18 protein-coding genes and 1 rRNA gene are annotated in these 21,363 nt (G+C 46.1%); all 19 read left to right on the top strand.

The annotated features are described in order from the left end of the window. Nucleotides 1-87 precede the first annotated feature (87 nt). Nucleotides 88-1,785, top strand: a complete 1,698-nt coding sequence (locus AC58PQ_RS28195; RefSeq protein WP_497247478.1) for an ABC transporter substrate-binding protein — start codon at nt 88-90, stop codon at nt 1,783-1,785. 224 nt (nt 1,786-2,009) lie between these two features. Beyond that, nucleotides 2,010-2,879, top strand: coding sequence for an ABC transporter permease (locus AC58PQ_RS28190; RefSeq protein WP_497247491.1), 870 nt, complete (start codon nt 2,010-2,012; stop codon nt 2,877-2,879). A 24-nt stretch (nt 2,880-2,903) separates the two neighbouring features. Beyond that, nucleotides 2,904-3,833: a carbohydrate ABC transporter permease gene (locus tag AC58PQ_RS28185; protein WP_497247476.1), complete on the top strand. Its 930-nt coding sequence runs from the start codon at nt 2,904-2,906 to the stop codon at nt 3,831-3,833. Between the two features lie 16 nt (nt 3,834-3,849). After that, nucleotides 3,850-4,995, top strand: coding sequence for a family 8 glycosyl hydrolase (locus AC58PQ_RS28180; RefSeq protein WP_497247474.1), 1,146 nt, complete (start codon nt 3,850-3,852; stop codon nt 4,993-4,995). Between the two features lie 382 nt (nt 4,996-5,377). Next, complete coding sequence (locus AC58PQ_RS28175) at nt 5,378-6,466, top strand: AAA family ATPase (protein ID WP_497247489.1); 1,089 nt, start codon at nt 5,378-5,380, stop codon at nt 6,464-6,466. Between the two features lie 168 nt (nt 6,467-6,634). After that, complete coding sequence (locus AC58PQ_RS28170; RefSeq protein ID WP_497247472.1) at nt 6,635-7,735, top strand: AAA family ATPase; 1,101 nt, start codon at nt 6,635-6,637, stop codon at nt 7,733-7,735. Further along, nucleotides 7,728-8,534, top strand: a complete 807-nt coding sequence (locus AC58PQ_RS28165; protein ID WP_497247470.1) for a hypothetical protein — start codon at nt 7,728-7,730, stop codon at nt 8,532-8,534. Before AC58PQ_RS28170 ends, AC58PQ_RS28165 begins: the two co-directional genes overlap by 8 nt. Nucleotides 8,535-8,692: 158 nt before the next feature. Continuing rightward, nucleotides 8,693-9,754 (top strand): ABC transporter ATP-binding protein, encoded by a 1,062-nt coding sequence (locus AC58PQ_RS28160; RefSeq protein WP_497247468.1) that lies wholly within the window; start codon nt 8,693-8,695, stop codon nt 9,752-9,754. After that, entirely contained in the window at nt 9,747-10,463 is a 717-nt protein-coding gene (locus tag AC58PQ_RS28155; protein WP_497247466.1) for an ABC transporter permease subunit, read from the top strand. Before AC58PQ_RS28160 ends, AC58PQ_RS28155 begins: the two co-directional genes overlap by 8 nt. A gap of 5 nt (nt 10,464-10,468) precedes the next feature. Next, a complete protein-coding gene (locus AC58PQ_RS28150; RefSeq protein ID WP_497247464.1) occupies nt 10,469-11,857 on the top strand; it encodes a GldG family protein in 1,389 nt (462 codons plus the stop codon). Beyond that, nucleotides 11,854-12,786: a DUF4340 domain-containing protein gene (locus AC58PQ_RS28145; protein WP_497247462.1), complete on the top strand. Its 933-nt coding sequence runs from the start codon at nt 11,854-11,856 to the stop codon at nt 12,784-12,786. Before AC58PQ_RS28150 ends, AC58PQ_RS28145 begins: the two co-directional genes overlap by 4 nt. Before the next feature lie 115 nt (nt 12,787-12,901). Beyond that, entirely contained in the window at nt 12,902-13,126 is a 225-nt protein-coding gene (locus tag AC58PQ_RS28140) for a hypothetical protein (RefSeq protein ID WP_497247460.1), read from the top strand. Nucleotides 13,127-13,154: 28 nt separating this feature from the next. Then, the gene (locus AC58PQ_RS28135; protein WP_497247458.1) at nt 13,155-14,030 is read left to right on the top strand and encodes a spore coat protein; all 876 of its coding nucleotides are present in this window, start codon (nt 13,155-13,157) and stop codon (nt 14,028-14,030) included. A gap of 196 nt (nt 14,031-14,226) precedes the next feature. Next, nucleotides 14,227-14,703, top strand: coding sequence for a DUF6130 family protein (locus tag AC58PQ_RS28130; RefSeq protein ID WP_497247456.1), 477 nt, complete (start codon nt 14,227-14,229; stop codon nt 14,701-14,703). 177 nt (nt 14,704-14,880) lie between these two features. Beyond that, nucleotides 14,881-15,582 carry a heptaprenylglyceryl phosphate synthase gene (pcrB, locus tag AC58PQ_RS28125; protein WP_497247454.1) on the top strand — a complete coding sequence of 234 codons (702 nt, stop codon included), beginning with the start codon at nt 14,881-14,883 and terminating at the stop codon, nt 15,580-15,582. Next, on the top strand, nt 15,572-17,950 hold the full coding sequence (gene pcrA / locus AC58PQ_RS28120) for a DNA helicase PcrA (protein WP_497247452.1): 2,379 nt from the start codon (nt 15,572-15,574) through the stop codon (nt 17,948-17,950). The genes pcrB and pcrA overlap by 11 nt, the downstream gene beginning before the upstream one ends. Before the next feature lie 43 nt (nt 17,951-17,993). After that, on the top strand, nt 17,994-20,015 hold the full coding sequence (ligA, locus tag AC58PQ_RS28115) for an NAD-dependent DNA ligase LigA (protein WP_497247450.1): 2,022 nt from the start codon (nt 17,994-17,996) through the stop codon (nt 20,013-20,015). A 27-nt stretch (nt 20,016-20,042) separates the two neighbouring features. Then, nucleotides 20,043-21,032: a DUF1835 domain-containing protein gene (locus AC58PQ_RS28110; protein WP_497247448.1), complete on the top strand. Its 990-nt coding sequence runs from the start codon at nt 20,043-20,045 to the stop codon at nt 21,030-21,032. A gap of 222 nt (nt 21,033-21,254) precedes the next feature. Continuing rightward, nucleotides 21,255-21,363, top strand: a 16S ribosomal RNA gene (locus AC58PQ_RS28105); the annotation flags it as partial.

The following is a 21,363-nucleotide window of genomic DNA, read 5'->3' as shown; positions in this document are numbered from 1 at the left end:
CTAAACTTTACAGGGTAATCAAGCCAAGGGCGGTTTTATATAATGAAAGTGCTTACAAGAAAGAGTTGAGAGGGGAGTTTCAAAAGAATGAAGAAGTTGAAATTAGTTACGATGGGCACATTGTTAGCGCTTTCTCTAAGTGCTTGCAGCAGCTCGAACTCAGCAGATCCTGCTGCTTCCAAAACACCAAGTAGTCCTAGTGGCACAGCCGCTGCCAACGAAGACATCAAACCAGCTACATTCAGTTATTTCTTATTTAATGCAGGGAAGAACATCAATACCAATGAAACACCGATCGGTAAAGAGCTAGAAAAGCAAACAGGGGTTAACTTCAAGGTTGAGAACCTTGTTGGGGAATCCAAAACGAAGTCCGGTGTTATGATTGCCGGCAATGAGTTCCCAGATGTGGTACAGCCAGAGGGTGAAATCGATAAGTTTATGGATGCGGGCGCATTCATTGCCCTCGATGAGCTAATTGAGAAGTACGGCCCGAACATCAAGCGTGTTTATGGTCCGTATTTTGACAAAATGAAGCAAAAGGACGGCAAGATTTATCACCTTCCTTTTAGTGCGAACCAAGGCTTTGCCCCTAATCCTAACGTAGACCAAGGCGCATTCTGGATTCAACGCGGTGTCTTGAAGGAACTAGGCTATCCGAAGCTTACAACACTGGATGAATACTTCAATGCCATTAAGACTTATAAAGATAAGCATCCACAAGTGGATGGCAAGGATACCATCGGGTTCTCCGTCATGACGTATGACACGAACTTCTTCACGCTTACGAACCCTGCGTTCCATCTTGCAGGCTATCCGAACGATGGCGGTCTTCTAATCGATCTTAAAACACATGAAGCGAAAAGCAATGCCATTGATGAAGCGACTACGAAACGTTGGGTGAAAAAGCTCAATGAAGTCAATACAGCAGGCTTGTTCGATAAAGAATCCTTCACAATGAACAAAGATCAATATTTGGCGAAATTGACTTCCGGTCGCGTACTTGGTTACTTCGCGTATGACTGGCAAGTTGGCGATGCTCGTAATAACCTAGCGAAAGCTGGCGTAGATGACAAGCGTTATGTTGCGCTTCCGATCGTGTTTGATAAAGGGGTTAAGGACCAATACTTGGATCCACCTTCCTTCGTAAACAACCGTGGTATTTCCATTTCCAAAAGCGCAAAAGATCCTGTTCGCATTATCAAATTCTTTGACAACATGCTGAAGGAAGATAATCAAATCCTGACGCAATGGGGTATTAAAGGTCAAACGTATGAAGTGGACGACAAAGGGAAGTTCTACCGTACTGACGAAGAAATCGCGAAAATTAAAGATCCTAAGTTTTATGAAGACTTCGGTTTGAAGCAATTCGCTTACAACTGGCCTCGTTACGGGAACTTCTCTGTTGTAAAAGGTGACAACGCGTTCGATCCGAGCAAACAGCCGTCCGTTGCTGAGAAAAACTACACAGATGGCGATAGAGCGCTTCTAAAAGCTTACAATGCGAAAGTCTTTACAGACATGTTTAGCAAACCAGATGACCGTCCTTGGTACCCTGCTTGGAGTATCAACAAAGGACAAGGCACACCAGAACAAATTTTCGAGCAAAAAATGGGTGACCTTCAGAAGAAAGCTTATCCAGAAATGATTCTCGCAGGTGGCACAGATAAGTTTGAGAAGGCGTGGAGCGACTACGTGGCTCAAGCTAGCAAGCTAGATATCAAAGGCTACGAAGCATTCGTTACCAAAGTGGTCAAAGACCGCGTTGCTGGAAACTGGGCGAAATAAGCATTAAGCAATAAAGGAATAAGGGATGCATGGCTCGAGAGCGCATAGTGCGTGTCATGCGTCCCTCTTTCATCGTAGAAGTAGATAGAAAGAATTACTGGAGGAGTGAGTGATTTTCTATGGAGAGCCTTACCAAAAATCCTTTAACAGACAGACAAACGCTATCCGGGAAATCAAAGGGATTGGCTTTATTCTTTCAAAAACTGGGTAAACAAAAAGTGCTGATGGCGATGTCATTGCCTTTTCTCGTTTGGTTGTTTGTTTTCAAATATGTGCCGCTTTGGGGCTGGTCCATGGCGTTTCAAAAATATCGTCCTGCCAAAAAATTCTCGGAGCAAACTTGGGTTGGATTCGATCAATTTAAATTCCTTTTTCAAGACGATGAATTCCTTCGCGTCATGCGTAATACGCTGGCGATGAGTACGATTAATCTTGTGCTAGGGTTCGTAACAGCCGTTACGTTAGCTATTCTACTTAATGAATTACGTAAAGTTATTTTCAAACGATTCGTACAAACGATCAGTTATTTGCCTCACTTTATTTCCTGGGTCGTTGCTGCAAGCATTGTATCCGGTGCCTTATCGACAGATGGCGGGATTATTAATGAACTCTTATTGAAGCTACATCTGATTAGCGAACCCATTCTATGGCTCGGCAAAGGCGAATATTTCTGGGGAATTCTTGGTGCATCCGAGGTGTGGAAAAACGTCGGTTGGAATACGATTATTTATCTAGCTGCAATGACGACGATTGACCCGGCTCTGTATGAGTCCGCAGAAATGGACGGAGCAAACAGATTTCAGCGCATTGTGCATATTACGCTACCAGGAATTAAACCGGTTATTATCATATTGCTAATTATGAATTTAGGTCACATTCTTGAGTCTGGCTTTGAACCGCAGTATTTACTCAAAAATGGGATGAACATAGATTATGCAGAAAATCTAGACATTTTCGTTCTGAATTACGGCATCAACTTAGGGAACTTCTCGTTGGCAACAGCAGCAGGCATATTCAAGACCGTGGTTAGCTTCATCTTCTTGATCAGTGCGAATCAAATTGCTAAACGTGCTGGTGAAGCCAGGTTATTTTGATCAATCAATAAGGAGGTATCAGCTATGGAAGCTTCACAACATACAAGCTCGAGCAATCGGAATACGGGCATAGGTGATCGCCTGTTCGATATTTGTAATATCATCTTTATGTTCTGTCTCGTTGTTGTTACGCTGTATCCGTTTGTTAATACGCTTGCCGTAGCATTGAACGATGCGAATGACGCGGTCCGCGGAGGCATTTATCTCATTCCTAGAATGTGGACGCTAGATAATTTTAAATACGTGTTTAGCGAAGCCGCCATCGTGCATGCTTTCTTCATTTCGGTGATGAGAACGGTGCTGGGTACCGTGGTTACAGTGTTCTGCTCCGCAATGGTAGCCTACACGATGTCACGTCAAGAGTACGTGCTTCGCAAGTTCGTAACGGTTTCTTTTATCTTCACGATGTATTTCAGCGGCGGATTAATTCCAGGATACTTGCTTATTCGTGACCTTGGCATGTTAGGAAGCTTCTGGGTGTATATCATTCCAGGCATGATCGGGGTATTCAACTTAATTATCATCCGTTCGTTTATTGAAGGACTGCCTGATGGGATTTTGGAAGCGGCTCGTATTGACGGCGCGAGTGATTTCGCGATGTTCATGCGGATTGTTCTTCCGCTCGTTGTTCCCGTGCTCGCAACAGTTGCGCTATTTAGCGCGGTCGGTCAATGGAACTCTTGGTTTGACGTCTTCCTGTACAATTCATCTAATGAAAATTTGAGTACGCTGCAGTACGAGTTGATGAAAATATTGCAGAATACGAATACGCAAACATCGCAAACGGCGGCCGATATATTCGCTAGCAGCGCGAATGCTGGGGCAGCTACGGTAACTCCAACGTCGATTCGTTCTACAATGACAATCGTGGTGAGCCTCCCGATCATTATGGTGTATCCGTTCTTGCAAAAGTACTTTGTTAAAGGGATGACCGTTGGTGGTGTCAAAGGATAGTCAGGAGGGATTTCATATGCAAAAGCAAGCGACAGGCGCTTCAGCTACGGGCAGTTACCGCAACATATTTGCGGAGTATGGGTATGCCGAAGCGGATATTCAACATAAATTGCAAGACATGTGGAACCAATTGTTCCACGGTGATGAGGATAAGAGAATCTATTACGAAGCCGGTGAAGCTGGAGCTTACTTACTGGACACAGGTAACCTGGATGTCCGTACAGAGGGCATGTCCTATGGCATGATGATAGCCGTTCAACTGGATCAGAAAGACGTATTCGATCGGATTTGGAAATGGACGCATACCAACATGCTGATGACCGAGGGCGACAATGCAGGGTATTTTGCTTGGTCGTGCAATACCGATGGCTCCAAGCGATCGAACGGACCGGCGCCGGATGGAGAAGAATACTTTGCCTTGTCCCTGTTCTTTGCTTCGCATCGCTGGGGCGATGGGGAAGCGCCGTATAATTACAGCGAGCAGGCACGGGAGTTGCTTCGAACGTGTATTCACAAGGGAGAAGATGGCGTAGGCCAGCCTATGTGGAATCCGTACAATAAGCTAATCAAGTTTGTTCCAAACTGCGAATATTCGGATCCGTCATATCATCTGCCGCATTTCTACGAACTATTCGCATTATGGGCGGATGAAGGTGATCGGCTGTTTTGGAAGGGAGCTGCGGAAGCAAGCCGAGCCTATTTGCAGATCGCTTGTCACCCCGAGACGGGCTTGTCACCTGAGTATGCCCATTACGACGGTACACCGAACGATGATCGTGGCTATGGCCACTTCTTCAGCGATTCGTATCGCGTAGCCGCCAATATTGGGCTAGATGCGGAGTGGTGTGGCGGTTCCAAGTGGCATACCGATACGGCTAATCGCATTCAGGCGTTTTTTGCGGATAAGTCGCCGGAGGACTATCGTCGGTATCAGATCGATGGCACGCCTTTTGAGGAGAAAGCACTTCATCCCGTGGGTATCATAGCTACGAATGCGATGGCCTCGCTTGCTGTGTCAGACGGTGCTCATGCCCGAGCGTGTGTGGACTTATTCTGGCAGACGCCGGTTCGTACGGGTGTAAGGCGGTATTATGATAATTGCCTGTATGCGTTTAGCGTGCTTGCGCTGAGCGGGAATTTTAAGATTTGGCTGCCTAAATAGAGTAGTAGTGTTGTTTGATACGTACACACACATTAATTAAATCATTCATGCAACCGTCCAGAGATGGACGGTTTTTGTGTTTTCTTAAGGTAAGTAAAGAGAGGACGTTCATTCGACATATTTTAATAATCGTTAGATTCTAGGACCGGGTACTGGAAAATTATCGATGATGCTATTGATTATAGGTGCCTGAATCTAATCCATGGTCAAATATTGGAGGCATTACTTTAATAAAAGTATTAAAGTACTACTAAATAGGAAGAATGAATGAATAGCGAGAACTAAAGCAATCTCAAATTAAAGGTATTATTTTAACTATATTTTGATATGTATATGAAAAGGCAGAGTTAGATTGATCTGAGAGGAGGCACACATATTGCTTATGCGCTTTAAGCTTAAGAATTACAAAAATTTTCAAGATGAGCTTTCTTTTAATTTCGATCGAGTTAAAGACTATCATTTTGGTTTTAAAGCTATACAAAATTCAATTATTAAAACAGCTATAATATATGGAGAAAATGGGAGCGGTAAAACGAATTTAGGCAAAGCACTGACTGACATCGTCCATCAATTAACTGATCGGAAAAAGGAACAAGATGCGAGTACATACGAGCAAGAGGGAACTGACGCTTTAAATGTTAGTACATTTAGTTATGAGTTTAATATTGAAGGTCAGAATGTGAAGTATCTGTATGATCGAGTACCATCTGGAGATTTATTGGAAGAAAGCTTTTCTATTAATGATAAATTAGTACTTTACTATAATCACATTACAAATGAAAATAGTAGTTCTTTAATGGGTAGCCAGTGTTTGAATATAAATTTATTAGGAAAGAAAATGTCATTTGTCAAGTATATGCTCCGCAACATGGATTTACATACTGGTTTTGAAAATGGTTTGCTAAGAGCATTCGGTGTTCATATAGAGAAAATGTTCTTCTTTGATTTTCCAGAACTATTATCTGCTTCTCACAATTATCATCAAGCACAATGGGCCAAAGAGATTATTCAATGTGAGAGACTAAAAGAATTCGAGGAGTTTCTCCAGCGTGCTGGTATAAAGGAGTCTTTGTATAAATCGGAGATGGATGGGGAGCCCATGATTGCGAGACGGCTGAAGGGGGGGGATGTAAATTTTTTTAAAATAGCAGCTAGCAGTACAATTACCTTAGCAGCGCTGTTTTCAATTTTGTCTAAGATAGATAACTATTCCTTTATCTATATTGATGGATTTGATAGTTTCCTCCATCCTAATGTAGCTAGGCTAGTTCTTTTAGAACTACTGAATAGTAACACGCAAGCAGTATTAACTTCTCATAATACTAGCCTTATCGATAATCGGCTCTTAAGGCCGGATTGTTATTTTAACCTTAGATTGGGGAACCTTGGTACATTTTCTGAACGAATACAAAAGGAATTAAAACACCCTCATTTACTAGAAAGACTGTATAGGGCTGGTCAGTTTGACTAAAGTTCTTCTCGTGTACACTTTAATGAGACGATGCCATGTCTTACAACTCTGTTTTCCGTAAAAAAATTACGGTTACATTGTTTATTTATTCATTTTAAGATAAACTTTGACTTAGGGAAGAAGCTGCCTACAAGAAGGAAGCCTATTTCAGTAGGGTTAGGGGGGGAAATGTTGTTAGCTGAATTCAAGGTTAAGAATTTTAAAAACTTTAAAAAGCAGTTAGTATTTCAATTCGACCAAGTGAAAAACTATGAGTTTAGTTCGGATGCGATCAAAGATGGTATTGTAAAAACGGGTCTGGTGTATGGGGAAAATGGGAGTGGGAAATCAAATTTAGGACTAGCGATTTTCGATATCACTTTGCATTTGACAGATAAAGTGAGAGATCTCTCGCATTATAGACATTACATAAATCTTGCATCAAATGAAAACGCTCAATTCTATTATAAATTTAAGTTCGGATCCTCATATCTGGAGTATTCCTATGAGAAGAGTGAACCTGAACGAATTGTGAAAGAAGAAATATGGATCAATGGCAGATCGGTGATCTTTTACAATCATATGGAGAAACGCGGTGATGTTAAGTTAGTTGGGGCCGAAACGCTAAATAAAGATCTTAATGAGAATAACATCTCATTTATCAAATACATAGGAAATAACACCGTACTATTTGAGAATGAAGAGAATCAAGTGTTGAAACAATTTCTTGATTTTGTGGATAAAATGTTGCTGTTCAGCTCCCTGGAGAAAAATCAGTTTCAAGGCTTCCGAAATGGAAATGGTTCAATTCAAAAGGAGATTATTGAGCGCGGTAAGCTCGGAGAATTTGCAACATTTTTAAGAAATGCAGGTCAACATTATGAGTTATTTGAGAAAGATGTAGACGGAGAAAAGCAAATCTTTTGTAATATTTCCGGTCGAATTGCTAGCTTTTTTAGCATTGCATCCAAAGGAACTACCTCACTTACCTTATTTTATGCCTGGTTGCTACAATTTGGGAGTGTTTCATTTGTGGTCGTTGACGAATTTGACTCCTTTTATCACAATAAGTTAGCTAGATTCGTTGTAAAGGAAATTTTAAGGACAAACACACAGGCCTTAATGACGACACATAATACTAGCATCATGGACAATGATTTGCTGAGGCCGGATTGCTATTTTAACTTAGTAGATGGAAATATCACTTCGATAGCTTATTCTACAGATAAAGAAATCAGGAAAGCACATAATCTAGAAAAAATGTACAAGGCGGGAGCTTTTGATGAGTAAAGGGCTCATCGTTATTATTTCTGAGGGAGAAAAAACGGAGAAGCAAATCGTTGATAACCTGAAGACTAACTTCTTTGACGCCACGATGCGAAATATTGAGTTTTTATCGTTTAAAACGGAAATCTTTACGTTGTGGAAGGAATTGAAGAAAGATGATTTTGAAACAGATATTATTGAGGTCATGCGAGAAAGAGATGAGGAAGCTGCGATTAAGTTAGAAGGTGTGAATAAGGAATCTATTTCTGAGATTTATTTATTTTTTGATTATGATGGCCATTCCCATAAAAATGCAGATGAGGTCGATCCAATTATTCAGGATATGATTAAAAGGTTCGACAATGAAACAGATCTAGGGAAGATCTACATCAGTTATCCGATGGTAGAGGCTGTGAAGCATCTAAAAAAGACTGATCTCACGTTCAAAGATTGCTGTGTTCCTGCTAAAGAAAACATCCAGTATAAGAATCTTGTTTCACAAAATACTGATTTCTGCGATTTGAGATATTTTACTATTGAAGAGTGGCAGTTTATAATGAATAGAAATCTGATGAAAGCGAATTTTATTCTACAAGATGCTTTCTCCATTCCGACATATAGTGAATATACAAGTGGTTTTAGTCAATTGTCTTTATTTCAGTGTCAATTCAGCAAATATATTTATCCTAAAAATATCGTGGCTGTCCTGAGTAGTTTTCCGTTTTTCTTAATTGATTATTTTGGTGAGAGCATGTTTCTATCGGCATCATCCATGCAGTCTGATTCTATATTGCTACAAGATACGTCAAACCTTCAAAGCTAGCGTAGCTTTGGAGGTTTTTTCTCTACCTAGTAATATGTATATTCACAATTCAGACACATTATTTTAATCTATTTTTCAGATTTGCTTAAGGTTGGTTTATTGTTCCACCCGTATAGTGATGATGAATAATATGAACGCATAGAAATGGGGGATCTTGGATGCTAGAGGTCAAACAAGTCAGCAAGCTGTACGAAAATGATCGCGGCGTGCATAACATCGACTTCTCGATGCAGCGCGGTGAAATCGTCGGCTTCTTAGGGCCGAATGGTGCTGGCAAAACAACGACGATGCGCATGATTACAGGTTACCTGAATCCAACGCATGGTCAAATATGGGTGGACGGTCACTCCATGGCCGATAACCCGAAGAAGGCGCGCCGCAAGATCGGCTACTTGCCGGAAACACCGCCGCTGTACCCAGAGATGACGGTACAGTCCTACCTGCGCTTCATCGCCAACCTGCGCGATGTGCCTGCGCGCGAGCAAAAACTGCGTGTCGGCGAATCTATCGACAAGCTCGGATTGCAAGGTCGCGAGAAGCAAATCATTCGCTCCCTCTCCAAGGGCTATAAGCAGCGTCTCGGACTCGCGCAAGCGATTCTACACCAACCGGATCTGCTAATTCTGGACGAGCCCACGTCTGGCCTCGATCCAAAGCAGATCATCGAGATCCGCCAGCTCATTCATGAGCTGGGCGAAAACCACACCGTGCTGCTGAGCACGCACATCTTGCCTGAAATTAACGCGATTTGTAACCGCGTTCTCATTATTAACCAAGGCCGCGTCGTCCTCGACGAGCGCCCAGAGCATCTCGGCCGCACGATGGGCGAGACGTTCGAGGTTTCGCTCGAGGTCAAGGGACCGCGCGAGCGGATCTTGACCGAGCTGCGCAGCCTGCCTTCCGTCGGCGAAGTGAAAGAAGTCGACGCGCCAGCAGTGGCCCCGGACGCACCGGCGGCGTCTGCTCTTGAATCCGCGGAGTCCGTTACAGACGAAGCTGCAGCGCCAACCGTCGTACCCGTCGAGTCCGTCAAGCTCCTCGTCACCTCCGCAGATCGCGCAGAAGACATCCGCGAAGCGTTATTCTTCCGCCTTGCGAATGCAGGCTTACCGATTCTCGAGATGAAGCGGGAAAGTCTTAGCCTAGAGGATATCTTCCTCAAGCTGACAACGGACGAGCCAGCGGACACGTCCAAAGAGGAGGTAGACACCGATGCGTAGAATTTGGGCCATTTGCTCCAAAGAGCTGCAGATGTATTTCTTCTCGCCAGTTGCGTATGTGGCGTTTGCCTTCTACGTACTGTTGTCGAGCTTCTTTTTCTACATTAATTTCGTGAATGGACAGCCGCCGATTGTGGATGCACGCTCCATTGTGGGCAACACCACCTTCATCTATTTGTTCATTATCCCGCTTTTAACGATGCGTCTGGTAGCGGATGAGTTCCGGCAAGGGACAGATGAGCTGCTCCTGACATCACCTACTGGCATTGGCGAGATTGTGTTGGGCAAATATTTGTCCGCCTTAATCGTCCAAGTTGGACTCGTGGCGATCAGCTTGGTATATCCGCTCATCATGTCCTCCTTCGGAACGCTGGATATGCCTGTCACGTGGTTGTCGTACCTCAGTATGTTCCTATTAGGCTGCGCGATGATGGCGATTGGTTTGTTTGCCTCCAGCTTATCGAACAACCAGATGGTTGCGGGGATCACAGGCTTCGTTATTTTGCTTTTGCTCTGGCTCCTAGATTGGGTGAGCAGCAGTATGACAGGGAAACTGAAGGATTACGTAGGTCAATTCTCATTGACCAGCCATTTAAACAACCTGCAAAAGGGCGTCTTCCATGGCGGCGATATCCTCTTTTACATCACATTAACAGCCGTGTTCCTGGTTCTTTGTATACAAGTCCTTGAAAGAAAGCGTTGGAGGTGAGCGGAATGAATAAGTGGATACGGGGAACTAATGCGACTGTTTTATCAATCGCCGTTATCGGCATTTTCATTATTCTGACAATCTTCCTGCACTCGCTTAAGGGCTTTCAGGTCGATTTGACGGAAAATAAAAATTTCACGCTCTCAGAGCAAACAACTGCTGCACTGAAAAATCTCAATCAAGATATTCATGTCATCGCCTTCACGAACAATGGGGATGGCAATGATTTTGTGACGCGTCAAGTCACAGATATGGTGGCGGAGTATAAAAAGCAAAGCGGTAAAATTACCTACGACGAGTACGATATGCTGAAACAGCCTTCGATGGCGAAGCAGTATGGCGTTGATCAAGGCGGCACGATTATTTTCGAGATGGGCGCCAAAAAGCAAACCATCAACTTCTATGAATTGTTCATGGGCCAACAAGATGGGTCTTACACGTTCTCAGGCGAAGAGAAGTTTACCCAAGCGATTCAGAGTCTGACGTCCACGGAGAAACATACCGTTTACTTGCTCTCCGGTCATCAAGAGTACCCAGCAACAGCGATGAGTATTTTCAAAAGCAGCCTAGTTGCTGCCAACTATAACGTGAAAGACCTGAATCTTTACGTAGAGGGTAAAATCCCGGATGATGCACAAATGCTCATGCTGCTCGGGCCGCAGAACGACCTGAACGACAAAGAAGCTGAACTCATTCAGGCGTATTTGAAGGGTAAAGGTAAGATCTACATCGCCCTAGGCTTCAATAAGGATATGGCTACGAAGTGGAAAAACATCGATGCCATCATGAAAACTTATGGTGTTCAGGATCAGCACGCGATCGCGATTGAAGCGAAGCAAACTTCCTTGTATGACCCGTTAACGATTATCCCGGAATACGGTTCTCATGAGATTACGAACAAATTATCCAGCAATAACTTGATTACGATGCTCTCCTTGGCTGTCAGCTTGAATGCCGATGAAAGTGCGCCGGATTACACCAAATCGCTGTTGTTGACCACAACGGACAAAGCTTACGGTGAAACGGACATCAACCTGTTGGCGCAGTCTAAAACAAAACAAGATGCGACAGATGTCAAAGGACCGCTTAACTTGGGTTATGCGATTTCCGACAAAGACAACAAGCCGAAGGCTGTTATTCTTGGGGGCTCTACGTTTGTATTAGATGAAGATATTCAGAATCAAGGGAATAAAGATTTCGCTCTGAACAGTATTGGTTGGCTGCAAGAACAGAAAGATCAAATTACGATCCGTCCGCGTCAAGGGGATGCCTTCCAACAGGCGATGATTACGCCTAGCCAAGCGAATACGATTTTCCTCATTACAATCGTGTTCTTACCGCTCTTGTTTCTTGTTATTGGTGGCTTGATCTGGTGGAGGAGGAGAAGAGGATGAAACGGTTTATTCCAACGATTCTGTTAGTCGTCATTTGCATCGGCGGTTTCTGGTATGCCTCGAGCAAAGACTTCTTTCAAGAGAAAACAGATGAACCGAAGTCCCTTCTAACGCTGAAGCAAGAAGATGTGCAAGGTCTTACGGTGAAAACAGAGGATCAAGAGATTGGGCTCAATCGCACAGCAAACGGATGGGATATGCAAAAGCCTGCGGCTGCGCCAATTAATTCGAATCTCGTCGGTTCTTGGTTAGATGGATTGGGTCTCGTCACATCGACCAAGCTTGTGGAAGAACATGCAGCCAATCTAGCTGAATATGGCTTAGATAAACCGGTTGGCACCTATGAAGTGACCTTGAAGGACGGCTCCAAAATGGGCTTGCTCGTTGGGACTGCCTTACCAATCGAAGGCTTCTCCTATGTTCAGGTTGAAGGGGCTCCTGCGGTGTATCAGGTTAGCGACCAATCGCTAACATCACTGAACAAAACGCCAGTCGACTTTGCGGATACAAGCCCGATCCAGTTAGAGAACGACAAGGTCCAAAGTGTCAAGTTGACATGGAAAGGCCAGGCGTGGGCGCTGTCCAAAACCGATAAAGATAAAGTCGCTGCGGATGCGAACTGGAAGCTAGGGGATAAAGAGATCAAGGGCGCGGATGCAAGTCCGTTGCTGGATGAACTGATCTTCCTGCACAGTAGCGAACTTCCGCAAGCGGCAGTTCAGAAGCCGACAATAGGTGGAGAGCTTAAATTGGAGATTGGAATGTCTGTAGACGGGAAAGACGTTACCGACATCTACGAAGGTAAGTTGAACGGAGATCAAGTTTGGCTAGCCAAGCAGGGTGGGCAGTGGGCCTACTCGCTGACAGTCGAGGAAATTCAGAAATTAGCAGATGCGTATGCGGGTAAACCTGCACAGCCTGCTTCCTAATAGAAAGCTGCTTCCTACAGTGATTTTGCTGTGGTGGAGCAGTTTTTTTTGGTTATCCGACATAAAACGGCATTTTTTGGGAAAAATAAAAGAGAGGAAAGGAGGTCACATGCACATGTACAGCACGCAAGAGAATCAAGCTATTTCTGGTAAAGAACTTTCGTATCTGTCGGATACATTCAAAAATGAAGAATTGTTAGCAAAGCTTTGTGTACAAGGCGCGGTGAACAGCCAAAGTCAGTCCTTGAAGCAAACCTTGTCTCACTTATCTCAGGAACGATTGCAAAATATGAGTATCCTGATCAATGCCCTGCAACAACAATCCGGAATGACCCACTAATTCGAACTTACAAGGAGGTGCAAGACGCATGTATCAGCAAAATTCGCAACAACAGCACCAACAGCAGCAAGTCGACCTAGAAGATCTGGACTTTGCCAACTTCGTCCTATCTGAATTGAAGCGCAGTGCGCGCGAATATACAACGGCAGCGTTGGAAGCTGCTAACCCCGGCATTCGACAGACCTTCGAAACCTTATTGCAAAAAACATTGGATGATCAAGCACTTGTTTTTCAAGAAATCCAGAAGCTTGGCGGTTATCAGATTCAACCAGCTGAGCAGCAGATGATTGGGCAAGAGCTTCAAAAGCAGAGTCAGACAGCGATACAAGTACAGGCCATCGTCCAACAGCATATAAGCAGAGCCGCTTCAGTGAGCCATAACCAGCAGGTTTCTGCACAGTCGACTCAGTCGCAGCAAGAGCCACAATCACAGCAACATCAATCGTACCAAACTCAGTCTCACCAGACAGAACAGCAGTACCAACAAAGGCAACCTTACAGTCAGCAACAGGGACAACAAAGTCAACAGCAGAATCAAGTTGCGGCCCTGCACCAAGCATCAACGCCAGCACCAACACCATCGTTCCAGCCTGTTAATTATGCCAACCAGTATCCCAATGCGGTATACAACAATCAACAAGGTCGAGGTCAAGGATATGCACCGAGTCAGACACAGCAGCAGTCCTCATCTTATAACCAAGCCCCAACACGGAGCTACCAAGATCAAAGTCATGATCAATCAAGCTATGGTCGTGGGTCTCAGGGGTATGCGGCTTCTTCCAACCTTACCAATGAGCATACAGGCATGACGGGGACAGGCAGACCTGCGCAAGCACGAATTGTTTCTCGTTCACAGCCAGGCATGCCGTCGTCGACTCCCGAAGGTAATAAATATAACTTCTAAATCAGTGTAATCACGCTTTAAATCGTTTCAAGACATCCTAGCCTTCGTTGGCAGGGTGTCTTTTTTATTGCTTACTTCGAAAACATTTCGAATCAATTTGTCCCACTATTTTTCTAATTCAGGAATGAGCACGGCTTGGCACACATATATAAGGAACATAGGATGTCCAAACTTAGGGAAAAGGGAGCTTGAGCTGATGAAAAAAACATGGGTATATGGTGCGGCTACTTTAGTGGTATTGGGAGCATTAACAACGGCGTGCGGTTCCAAAGATGAGGTCATCCCATCCGTAGCAACAGGAACGAAGGATGCGGGAACAACGACAACGGCTCAGGTGAAGACGACGGAGACAGGAACGGGAACGAAAGCAGTTACGACGGGTGCAAAGCCAGTCATCGACGCCAGCTACAAGGTAGATGGGAAGAATGTCGTAATTACGTACGAAACGCCGAACTTCAAATTATCCCAAGATGATATGGATAAAGCTAATGCACAGGGCGTTGGGCATCTCCACCTGTATGTGGACGGCAAGCAGAAAGCGATGATCGGTAAGACGGGTCCATTAACCCTCACGAATTTGACATCAGGTGCACATGAAATTAAACTCGAGCTACAGCAAAATGATCACAAAGAACTCAATGTTGAGAAAATTCTCAACATCGTCGTGAAATAACGAACATTTGTGCGCATTATGGCGCAAATGAAGCATCCATGAAGATCGGATACGTTCAGTTGCATATTACTCAAAAAGACGGGCGATTAGCCCGTCTTTTGTCATTTGACAGCCATGTATACGTAGCATAGACTGTTGATAGTATGGCAGAACTGCCGCCTAATCGGAGGGAAACAATTGATCGTCGATATACGCAAGTGGAAGCATGTATTTAAGCTCGACCCAGACCGAGACATCTCAGATGAGGCGCTGGATCGGCTCTGTTTATCTGGCACAGATGCGATTCTCGTAGGCGGATCTTCAGGGGTCACGTTCGATAACACGGTGGATCTGCTATCGCGAATACGCCAATATGAAGTATCAGTTGCCTTGGAGATTTCCAATCAGGAAGCGATCGTGCCGGGGTTTGATCTTTTTTTGATTCCTGTGGTGCTAAACGCGAATGATCCGAAATGGATCGTGGGACAGCATCATGAGGCGCTGAAGGAATACGGCGCATTACTTAATTGGGATGAGATCGTAGCGGAAGGCTACATTATATTGAACAAAGATGCGACAGCAGCTCAGCTGACGTCAGCACGAACTGACTTGGATGCCAAGGACGTAGCAGCTTATGCGCGTATGGCGGACAAGCTTTTTCACATGTCGATCGTGTATTTGGAGTACAGCGGCACTTTTGGTGATATGGAGCTCGTCCGTCGGACGCGGCAGGTGCTGGAGAATGCCCGTTTATTGTATGGCGGCGGGATCGATTCCCTAGAGAAAGCGCAACAAGCAGCAGAAGCGGCAGACACCATTGTGGTAGGCAACATTATATATAGTGACTTGGAGCAGGCGCTGCAGACCGTGAATGTGAACTTTGATAGAAATGGAAGGTAACCCTAACGTGAATGAAACAGTTAATATTTTAGAAGCGATCAAAAAGTTGAACCCTCAGCAGCGCAAAGCTGTAGAAGCCGTAGACGGCCCTCTATTAATTATGGCTGGAGCGGGAAGCGGAAAGACGCGTGTGCTTACGCATCGGATTGCTTACCTCATTGGTACGCGCAAAGCGGCACCGTGGAACATTTTGGCCCTGACCTTTACGAACAAAGCAGCACGTGAGATGCAAGATCGTGTAAGCAAGCTGGTTGGCGGTAGTGGAAGTGACATCTGGGTATCCACGTTTCACTCCATGTGTGTGCGCATGCTGCGTAGAGATATTTCCCGGGTCGGCTTTAGCTCGAACTTTACCATTCTAGATTCAGGTGACCAACTGTCTGTCATCAAAACCTGCTGCAAAGAGCTCAACATTGATACGAAGAAATTTGAACCGAAAACCTTTCAAGCGGCGATCTCTACAGCCAAAAACGAACTTATCTCTCCTAAACAATTTGAAGAAAAAATCGGTGACTACTTCGATGGTTTGACCTCGAAAATTTATACACTTTATCAGAAGAAGCTAAGAGCCAATAACTCTTTGGATTTCGATGATTTGATTATGGCAACGATTCATTTGTTTAAAGAAGTGCCAGAGGTTCTGGAATTTTATCAAAACAAATTTCAATATATTCATGTCGATGAGTATCAGGATACGAACAGAGCGCAGTATATGCTGTGCCAGATGATTGCGGAGAAGCATAAACGCATTTGCGTCGTAGGGGACAGTGATCAGTCCATCTATCGTTGGCGCGGAGCGGATATTAGCAACATTCTCAATTTTGAACAAGATTACCCGAATGCAACAGCCATTCTTTTGGAGCAGAATTATCGCTCGACCTCGAATATTTTGCAGGCAGCGAATAAAGTCATTGCTAACAACACGGGCCGTAAGCCGAAGAATCTGTGGACGGATAAAGAAGGCGGCGTCGCGATCAAGCTGTATCAAGCCGATTCCGAGTATGAAGAAGGCTACTTCGTCACGAATGAAATCAATAAGAATAAGGCCAATGGCAAAAGATTCGGCGATCACGCTATCCTATACCGGACGAACGCGCAGTCACGGGTTATCGAGGAAATTCTGATTAAATCGGATATCGCCTACACCATCGTCGGCGGGGTTAAGTTCTATGATCGAAAAGAGATTAAAGATATTTTGGGATACCTCCGTCTGATCTCCAACCCGAATGATGATATCTCCTTGAATCGGATTGTTAACGTGCCGAAGCGGGGGATCGGGGACACCACGATGGACAAAGTAGCGGATATGGCAGCCCGCAGAGGTCTTTCCCTGTTCGCCATGCTAGAGGAAGTGGATTCACTCGAAATCAATACGAAGGCGAAGCATGCACTCGCGGACTTCCGCGAAATGGTTGATAACCTCAATCGTATGGTGGACTACCTGTCCGTAACTGAGCTTACGGAGAAAATCCTTGAGATGTCACAGTACCGTGTAGAAATGCAGCGCGAGAACACGATTGAGTCCAAGGCTCGTCTCGAAAATATTGAAGAGTTCCTGTCCGTGACCATGGACTTCGAGAAGCGCAATGAGGATAAATCCCTCATTTCCTTCCTTACAGATCTCGCGTTGATCGCGGATATCGACACCTTAGATAAAGAAAAACCCGAAGAAGAGCAAGACGCGGTTGTCCTCATGACCATGCACAGCGCCAAAGGGCTAGAGTTCCCGGTTGTGTTCATCATCGGGATGGAAGAAGGCGTCTTCCCGCACAGCCGTGCGTTCGCCGATAATGAGGAGCTCGAAGAGGAGCGCCGTTTGGCCTATGTTGGCATCACGCGCGCCGAACAAGAGCTGTTTCTTACGTGCGCGCGCATGCGCACGCTCTTCGGCCGCACCGCCGCGAACGCGCCGTCGAGATTCCTCCAGGAGATTCCGAAGGAACTCCTGGAGAGCGTCTCGGCTGGCGGCTCCAGCGGCGGCTTCTCTCGAGGCGGCCGTTCCGGCGGCACCTCGTCCTGGGGCAGCAGCGGCAGCGCCGCTGCATCGAGCCGTGGTACGACCACCGGCTCGTCTACCTGGGGCACACCGTCCTCCTTCGGGGGACGGCCTAGCACTACCGCAGGCGCGGCTGCGCCAAGCCCTGCGGCCGCGTCCCGACCGGCTGCGTTCCGGGCTCCGCAGCCTGCCGCAGGCGGCGCGGTGCCGGACTACAAAGCCAGCGACCGCGTGTCGCATGGCAAGTGGGGCGTCGGCACCGTCGTGTCCGTGAAGGGCTCGGGTGATGACACCGAGCTACAAATTGCTTTCCCGGCGCCTGTTGGCTTGAAGCGCCTGCTTGCGAAGTTCGCTCCAATCACGAAAGTGTAGGAGCGGGTTGTTAACAATCCCAATGAGAGAGGAAGAGCCCGCCATGACCGACCAACTCGCGGCAATGAAAACCCTCATCCAAGAAATCAACAAGCACAACCACAGCTACTATACGCTGGATCAACCCACGATTACGGATGCCGAGTGGGATGTTCTTTATGATAAATTGTCCAAGCTAGAGCAGGAGACAGGGGTTATCCTGCCTGCTTCCCCTACTGGGCGGGTAGGTGGAGAACTGCTCAAAGGCTTTGAGTCACACCGCCATTTAGCTCGTCTATGGAGTCTGGATAAAGCCCAGAATGCCGAAGATTTGGCGGCTTGGCATACACGCGTTCTCAAGCTGATTGCCGAATACAATAGCAAGAATCCAGAAACGCCTCTGCCAGACCCGTCTTACGTGGTAGAGCTGAAGTTTGATGGGCTTACCCTGAACCTTACATATGAGCAAGGTCAGTTGGTTCAAGCCTCCACGCGTGGAAACGGGACCGTTGGCGAAGGTATTTTGGCCCAAGTCAAAACGATTAAATCCATCCCGCTGGAGATTCCATATGATCAAGGGACGATTGAAGTGCAAGGAGAGGGCGTCATGTTCCTGTCTGTCCTTGAAGCTTACAATCAGACGGCCGCAGAGCCGCTCAAAAACGCGCGAAATGCCGCAGCAGGTGCTTTGCGTAATCAGAACCCCAAACTAACCGCTGAGCGCAAGCTGAACGCTTTCTTCTATAACGTGGGCTATAGCAGTGACCTCCAATTTGAAAATCACGCCGATATGGTTCAGTTTCTGCGCGACAATCTGTTCAAAGTGAGTAACCGTACGCGATATTTCTCCACGATTGAAGAAGTCAGCAAAGAGCTGGAACGCATCGCGGAAGAGCGGTCCAGCTTCGATTTCCTCATTGACGGAAGCGTCGTGAAGCTGACGGATATGCGAACCAGGGAAGTATTCGGCTATACGGAGAAATTCCCGCGTTGGGCGATTGCTTATAAGTTCGAAGCGGAAGAAGCGATGACGACGCTGCAAAGTGTTTCTTGGGAAGTCGGCCGTACTGGCAAAATAACACCATTAGCCCGCGTAGAAGCCGTTGATCTCGCCGGCGTAACGGTTCAGAACTGTACGCTCAACAACATCGGGGACATTGAGCGCAAAAATCTCAAACACGCCTTAGGCTCTCTAGTCTACATCCGCCGCTCCAACGACGTCATTCCTGAGATTCTCGGTAAGGTCACCGAGGAGAATGACGGCGAGGAGATCGTCGCACCGACGCATTGTCCGTCCTGTGGCAGCGAGCTAGAGATGCGCGGCGCGCATCTCTTCTGTCTCAACCGTCTCGGCTGCAGTCCGCAGCTCGTGGGCCGGATGGCGCATTTTGCTTCGCGCGATGCGATGGACATTGAATTTTTCAGCGAGATGACCGCTTCACAACTGCATCAAGAGCTGGATGTCCGCGATCCTGCGGATCTGTACACCTTGCAGTTCGACGATCTCGTGAAGCTCGATCGCTTTGGCGAGAAGAAGGCGCGCAACCTACTCGGCGCCCTCGATAAGAGCAAAACCCGTGATCTCGCGTCCTTCCTGAATGCCCTAGGCATACCGAACTCGGGCAAGACCACGACCAAAGTGCTCGCAGACCACTATCGCAGTCTCACACGCATCATGGAAGCCACAACCGAAGAGCTCATCACGCTGCCAGATGTGGGCGGCATTGTCGCCGAAAGCATTCATTCCTTCTTCCGCGACCCCGTGATGGTGTCCAGCATTGAGCGCATGCTTGCTGCAGGCGTGAATCCTGTTGCTGAAGAAGCGCCAGTGATCGTGGCTAGCGAAGATAACCCGTTCTTCGGCAAAACGATCGTCCTGACAGGAACGCTTTCCTCGATGGGGCGGGACGAATGTGCCAAGAAGCTCGAAGCTAGAGGAGCTAAGATCACCGGCAGTGTGTCCAAAAAGACCGACATCGTGATCGCCGGCGAAAGCGCAGGCAGTAAGCTAACGAAAGCGCAAGAACTTGGTATTCGTATCATTGAAGATGAGCAGGAGCTTTTACAATTGCTAGGTGAAGCTTAATCTATATAGAAGAGAGGTGACAGCGCCATGCCCAAAACCCTGCATATCGTAAACGGAGACTCATTCGGCGATAAGCTGCGCGCATCTGGAATCGATGGTGAGATTTTGGTGTGGCGCGAGTCGCTCTATGAGGGACCTATCGGCATGCAAATGTCGGATAGCGTCCTTTTATCTATGCGAGCTTCCTATATGAATCACCGGTACGACATTCCCGAAGATACCTTCAAGTCTCAAACTTTGCAGCAGGAATCAACGCTTGACAAGGTATCCGATGTGGTCCTGTGGTTTGAGCATGATCTTTACGACCAACTCATGCTCTGCTATCTGCTTTTTAGACTTCTGGGTCGATCTCATCGGGCATCATTAGTGAGCATGGATCAATTCCCAGGTGTGACACCTTTTTATGGCTTTGGACAGTTAACCGTCGATCAAATCCGCACGTTGCATCACACGGGGATCCCTATCCATGAAGACCAGTATCATCTAGCTCACAAAGTGTGGACGGCCTATTCGGCGTCTGAGCCCTTGCCTATGGCTGCTCTATTAGAAGAAGATCTATCCGTTCTGCCTTTTCTTAAAAAGGCCTTAGCGGCCCATACAGCTCGCTATCCTTCTATGCAAAATGGCTTGACCGCCATTCAGCAGCTGACGCTTGAGCTGTTAGTGGACGACGAGGTATCCATTCTGTCCTTATTTCAAAAGATCTCTGAGCAAACCAGCCATTATGGCTTAGGTGATTTGCAGTTCTGGGGCATCCTGGATGGACTTTGGCATTGTAATAAGCCATTAATCCAAGTGCTTGGTGGAGATAAGCTCCCGAAGTTCGGTGAAGCGTGGCCGCCACAATTTGAAAAATATAGAGTAAAGATAACAGAAATGGGTAAACATATTCTTACTTGTAACCAGGACCATATCATTCTGAACGGGATCGATGAATGGATCGGTGGCGTTCATTTGCTTGGAAAGAAAGGTGTATGGCGCCGAAATGCAGTAACAACAGGCTTTTACGAGCTGTAAGATAATGGATGTAAAAAGTCGCTTGCATTTCGTATTGAAACCTGATAATATATGTTCTTGTCACCGCAAGAGCGATACATTAACGCTTTAAACGGTAACGCAATAAAGCTCTTTGAAAACTGAACAAATGAATGAAGCATATCAGCAAATTCAGTCACGTAAGTGACTACAATTGAGATTGCAAAATCTCGCTAGCAAGTCAATGAGCATTTCAGCTTTTCTATTATGGAGAGTTTGATCCTGGCTCAGGACGAACGCTGGCGGCGTGCCTAATACATGCAAGTCGAGCGGGTTTATCCTTCGGGGTAAGCTAGCGGCGGACGGGTGAGTA

The sequence above is a fragment of the Paenibacillus sp. J22P143 genome, from assembly GCF_059692035.1.
The sequence above is the reverse complement of the archived record's forward strand: the minus strand, read 5'-3'. Positions and strand labels throughout refer to the sequence as shown.